At 29.8% G+C, this 2,342-nt stretch carries 2 protein-coding genes; both read left to right on the top strand.

The annotated features are described in order from the left end of the window. Positions 1-585: DUF763 domain-containing protein (locus tag PKV21_10010; protein HOM27820.1), on the top strand; the 585-nt coding region annotated here is incomplete at its 5' end. Positions 586-603: 18 nt separating this feature from the next. Then, a partial coding sequence (ligA, locus tag PKV21_10005) for an NAD-dependent DNA ligase LigA (GenBank protein HOM27819.1) occupies positions 604-2,342 on the top strand: 1,739 nt, incomplete at its 3' end.

Raw genomic sequence — 2,342 nt, 5'->3', positions numbered from 1 at the left:
ACAAGTTCAGAAGATAAAAAACTGGTTATAGAACCTCATTCAGGAATTATATCTGTAAAAAAAGAAAGTTATGTTTTAAATCTGATTGATAAAAGAAGTAAGGAAGTTCAAAATAATTTAGTTGATTTTTTGAAATCAGAAAGTCCTGATAGTTTGATTAAAGAATTTGAGGTTATTTTTAAAAAATCGTCTTCAATTTTTGATAGAGGGAAAAAACTTATACTTCCTTCACATCATCATGTAGAATATAACTTTGATACAAAAAGATTATACAGAAATTTTTGTAAATTAAAAGAAAAAGATATTAAATCCTTTCCTGATATTGTTCTTACAGAAAATATAGGAATAAAAACTTTAAGAGCACTATGTTTAATATCAGAAGTTATTTATGGTAATTCTGTTTCATTTAATGACCCTGCAAAATTTTCTTTTGCTTTTGGAGGTAAGGATGGGCATCCTTACCCACTGGATAGGAAAAATTATGATATAACAATTAATTATTTGAAAAATATAATTGATAAGGCAAAAATTGAAGGAAAAGAAAAACTTGAAATTTTAAAAAAATTGCAACATCTTTATAAATAGAAGAAAAAGGAGGCTGGTATGGCTAAAACTCCCAAAGAAAGAATAGAAGAACTTGTGAAATTAATAAATTATTACAACTATATGTATTATGTGGAAAATAATCCTGTTATAAGTGACTATGAATACGATAAATTATATAAAGAACTGGTTGAACTTGAAAAAAAATATCCTGAATATAAATTACCTGATTCACCCACACAAAAAGTGGGAGGTCAACCGTTAAGAGAATTCAAAACAATAGAACATAAAATTCCAATGTTAAGTATGGATAATACATATTCAGAAGAAGAACTTATTGAGTTTGATGCGAAAATAAAGAGAATGGCAGATGTCAAAGAGGTAGATTATGTTGTTGAACTTAAATATGATGGGGTTGCGGTTTCTCTACATTATGAAGATGGAGAGTTTATTCTTGGAGTTACAAGAGGTGATGGATTTAGAGGTGATGATATAACTGAAAATTTAAAAACTGTTAAAACACTTCCATTAAAAATTAAATATAAGGAATCTATTGAAGTTAGAGGAGAGGTTTATATGAGGAAGGATGATTTTGAGAAATTAAATCGTGAAAGAAAAGAAAAGGGTGAAGTTTTATTTGCCAATCCAAGAAATGCTACTGCAGGTTCTTTGAAACTTCTTGATCCAAAACTTGTTGCTCAGAGGAATCTTCAAATTTTTATATATCAGGGTTTTTTAAATAATGGACCGAATACACACTGGGAAGTTTTGAATTTTCTCAAAGAAATTGGTTTTCCTGTTAGTCCTTATAGAAAATGCTGTAAAAATATAGAAAAAGTTATAGAGTACTGTAATGAATGGCGTGAGAAAAGATTTACTCTACCATATAACATAGATGGAATGGTTGTTAAAGTTAATTCTCTTGATTTACAGAGGACATTGGGGACTACAACAAAAAGTCCGAGATGGGCTGTTGCTTATAAATTTCCAGCAGAACAGGTTTCAACAATTGTTAAAGATGTTATTGTTCAGGTTGGTAGAACAGGGACATTAACACCTGTTGCAATACTTGAACCCGTTTTTGTAAGTGGAACTACTGTTTCAAGAGCAACATTACATAATTTTGACGAAATTAAAAGGCTTGGTGTAAAAATAGGCGATAGAGTTTTTGTTGAGAAAAGTGGAGAAATAATACCAAAGGTTGTAAAGGTTATTCCGGAAGCAAGAACGGGAAAAGAAAAAGATATCCCTGTACCAGAAACCTGTCCTGTTTGTGGGAGTAGGGTTGTAAAAGATATACAAGAAGTTGCAATAAGATGTCCAAATATCAGATGTCCAGCTCAGGTCAAAGAAAGAATTATTCATTTTACATCAAGAGATGCAATGGATATAGAAGGTCTTGGAGAAAAATGGGTTAATATTCTTGTTGACAAAGGATTACTTTCAGATTATGGAGATATTTATTATCTAAAGTATGATGACTTAATAAAACTTGAAAGAATGGGTGATAAATCAGTTAAAAATCTGCTGGAAGCAATTGATAAAAGTAAGACAAGACCTTTTTCAAATCTTATATATGCCCTTGGAATAAGACATATTGGAGTTCATGCAAGTGAAATTTTATCCGATGAATTTAATTCTATTGATGAACTTAAAAATGCAACAATTGAAAAACTTTCTTCTATTTCCGAAATAGGTCCTATAATGGCAGAAAGTATTGTTGATTTTTTTTCCAATGAAGAAAACTTGAAAGTTATTGAAAAACTGAGAAAAGCCGGTGTAAAAATGGAAAAAGAAAA

The organism is bacterium, assembly GCA_035371905.1.
Taxonomy (GTDB): Bacteria; Ratteibacteria; UBA8468; order B48-G9; family JAFGKM01; genus JAMWDI01.
This window is presented reverse-complemented; position numbering and strand designations above follow the sequence as displayed.